This window comes from Vibrio sp. OPT46 (assembly GCF_015163535.1).
GTDB classification, from domain to species: Bacteria; Pseudomonadota; Gammaproteobacteria; order Enterobacterales; family Vibrionaceae; genus Vibrio; species Vibrio alginolyticus.
Genome location: NZ_JADDYG010000445.1, coordinates 62,831 through 66,084, shown reverse-complemented (window position 1 = coordinate 66,084; position 3,254 = coordinate 62,831). Strand labels below are relative to the sequence as shown.

Sequence of the window (3,254 nt, the reverse complement as noted above, 5' to 3'; positions counted from 1 at the left end):
CATGACTATCCGATCAACATCTACGTAAACAAATGAGAGTTTGCTGCTTGAGTTATCTGCTTGCATTATTGCTTTTTCGATAACGGCTTGGCTAGATTGAGATAAGTCGACAGCAACCAAAACGTGCTTATAACCCATCATTCCTCCCTAGGTTAGTTTTTGTTCTCATATTAAGTCTAGTCCACATAGAGCGAACACAACATCAAAACTACTGCTACATGATAGTTAAAGGAGTTTAGTTTAAAACAGGCAAATAGTTTTCATTGCAACCTTGTTGCTTCCTCTCATCCAAAGATAAACGATGTTTTTCCAATTTCTTCTCTAATTATCGGACTATTTAACAGGAAGGATGCCAGGAAACGTTACGTTGTAATGCGCGTTACTGCTCTTGATTTCTACTACTCTTGAGGATTCATATTATCCACTTCAACGTCGCCTAGTTTAGTAAAACTACTTTAGATTAAGCATATTCAATATGTAACGCTCCGCTCAAATCCAGGAGACGTATTTCGGCTAAAAAAGCAGCTCAATAAGATGAATTTCGATTCATCTATTACATATGTCTGCGAGTGCTTACTGTTCTTATATCGCTTATTTAATAACTCTAGTTTAATTATCGTTATAAGTTACGGTGTCTCTTTTTTCTTTTTTTAGCATAATCTTCTGTCTGAGAACGAAGCTCTCTTGGGCTTTGTAATTAAATTACAAGATCAATCGCGACCAATATGGTTGGCAGATTAAAAGACCGAGGTAAACAATTGATATAATAGAGTTTAATTTATAAGTTCTTTAAAAAATGCCTAATTACCTGCACTATGCAAACCAAGGTTAACATAATGAGGTAAAATTTTACCAACTCACTATTTAGTCTTAAAGGTAATTGAACAAGATTAAAATCATATAGGTATAGTAAATTGTAGTTACAGCGTAACCAGGGTGGTGTTTGGGAATGTAAAGGAATAGAAAATAGAAAGGCAAAAAAACAGGGCGTATGCCCTGTCCATGAATTGATTAGTTTTGTTGCTGTTGTTTTTCTGCGTACTCAGATCGAATCCGTTCTGCAACAATTTTGATAGCTTCTGCAGTACTTGTGCCCTTCGCCATCAATTCTTGAATTCTCTCTACAGCTTGTTGTTGCTCTTGGTGAGATAGAGGGGGTAAATCGTCAAACATAAAAAGCTCCTCATTTTGAGGAGCTGACTATAACGATTCAATTAATAGGTAGCAAGGAAATTAATGGATGCCCCCATAGCGTTCTCGTTTGTGTACTGAGCTGCGATATCCAATTCGAACAACTTAAGTGGAGACAACCCGATACCAGCAGTCATGGTTCCTTCGTCATTACTTCGAGCTAAGTTCTTCATATACCCTGCTCGTAATGCCATTTGACGCAAAATATCAAATTCAATACCAGCTCGAATCATTTGCGTATTATCATCAAAGGATGAAAAACGTTTTTCTTCGTTGAGATCGTAGTCAACACTCATCGTAAAGTAATCGGCAACAATCCCAGCCCCAACAGTGTATACAGGACGCATGCTATATTCGTATGATTTTATCGTATCACTGCCATACTGGAATGATTTTGTTTTAACGTCTCTTCCAATCAAATTTTTTGCTGAAATACCGAGACGATATGGGCCAAAGAACCAAAGTGCGCCTGCGTCTAAGTTAAACATCGTTTCCGCGGTCTCATTTTCACGTAAGTCTTTAGTATCAAAATTCTGAAAACTCGTGGCGTATGAGTACGTGTATATACGCTGAAGTTTAGGAGTAACACCAAAAGAAAGGTGTTGGTTCATGAAATTAGTGTATTTAGCAAGTGAAATACCAGCTTCAGCCACGCCAATAGAAACACCTTGTACATAGCTATCATCTAATGGATTAGTACCTAAGGTATCAACATTTGGTTGTACGAATGATTCAGTGTATAGCTTACCGTATGCAGTTGCAGATAAGAATTTGTTGGGGATACCAATGGCAACGACACCACCAAGATCAAAGTCTGTCTTTTTCCCATCGATAGCATCCATCGATTTTTTGATTTCATCGACGTCTGTTAATTTGCTGATGCGTTCGATCTCATCAACTAGATCATATTGATCATCGTAGCTGCCACCAAAACTTGGCACGATCATGCCTGCATCGTCATTTCGACGATAAATCGCAGTAAGAGCGGGGTTGAAAAAAGGCGCAGTTAGATAAGTTGCTGATACGGTACCAACGCCACCCATTGCATCACTACGAGCCTCTATCGCATAAGTAGCAGCAGAGGCAGCATTAGCGAAAAGAATAGTAGCAACAGAAGTGGCAAGAATTTTATATTTGTTTTTCATACTACACTTGTGATTTTAGTTCGTCCTGAACCTTTATCGGCACAAGTAGTATTTCTTTAACTATTCTTCCTGGGAAAGATCATAGGTTCGGCTAATAGTTTGAGCCTGCTCAACAATTATATCGCCCTGCCAACGGCGACTATTGATACTTACCGCCAATACGTATCTATCGTTTGGGACACCCGCTAGCTCCAATGAATTTGGATAGTTAGACTCATAAGTCTTTTTCCACATTTGCTCGTACTGGCCATCAATGTAGTCATACAAACCAACTTCAAGTTGCGGTAATGGACAATGGGGATTACGAAGTGCGCTCTTTTCTACTTTCCAATTCTCTTTAGATGTCCAACGAACATATTGAGAAGAGTTTGAATCTCCAAGTATTACCCAAGTTCGATACTCTTGTTTATCAGTAGAAACAACGGTTAAGTGATATAAACCAGCTTCAAGCTTGCCTGTTAAGTTATAGCGTTTCGAGTAACTACGCTCGTTGGCAAGTTCTGTCCCGTTCGGCTGTTGTTCATAGCTGAATGAACTGTCCGCGGATATAGAATCATCCACCCATCGATTAAATGAAATATTTTCGATGTCAGTTGTAGCTCTTAGCTTGATCACCAATCTAAATGTATCTCGCCCAGGGCTTTGAATAGTCTGACGAATAACGTTCACACCACTTATCCAATCAGGCAGCGTTACACCAGTGAGAGCCTTGCCACAGTTTTTAGATAGTGACTGACCAAGAAGATCATTAAGGTGAGGAGTCAAATCTTTACTTGGTTCCGTTTGCCAGAGTTCAACAAGAGAGTTGAACATACCCGCAAGATCATCTTCAAGTAAGTGTTGATGTGCCTGTGTTAAAGGCGTGTTAGTTTGAAACCAGTCCATTGCATGGACTGGTTTCACTAACGCTAATGAGAG

The 3,254-nt window shown here is 39.2% G+C and carries 4 protein-coding genes; all 4 read right to left on the bottom strand.

Annotation, left to right across the window (positions count from 1 at the left end; translation table 11 throughout):
* A partial coding sequence (locus tag IQR33_RS19590; protein WP_193843949.1) for a universal stress protein occupies positions 1–138 on the bottom strand: 138 nt, incomplete at its 3' end.
* An 873-nt stretch (positions 139–1,011) separates the two neighbouring features.
* Positions 1,012–1,173 (bottom strand): YoaH family protein, encoded by a 162-nt coding sequence (locus IQR33_RS19585; RefSeq protein WP_005376257.1) that lies wholly within the window; start codon positions 1,171–1,173, stop codon positions 1,012–1,014.
* Between the two features lie 41 nt (positions 1,174–1,214).
* Entirely contained in the window at positions 1,215–2,336 is a 1,122-nt protein-coding gene (locus IQR33_RS19580; protein ID WP_064354789.1) for a conjugal transfer protein TraF, read from the bottom strand.
* A 60-nt stretch (positions 2,337–2,396) separates the two neighbouring features.
* Positions 2,397–3,254 (bottom strand): DUF2861 family protein (locus IQR33_RS19575; RefSeq protein ID WP_228013997.1); only part of this gene is annotated, 858 nt, incomplete at its 5' end.

Excerpts from the sequence above, each read along its gene's own strand:
- IQR33_RS19585 (WP_005376257.1), bottom strand. The coding sequence starts at position 1,173 with ATGTTTGACGATTTACCCCCTCTATCTCACCAAGAGCAACAACAAGCT.
- IQR33_RS19580 (WP_064354789.1), bottom strand. The coding sequence starts at position 2,336 with ATGAAAAACAAATATAAAATTCTTGCCACTTCTGTTGCTACTATTCTT.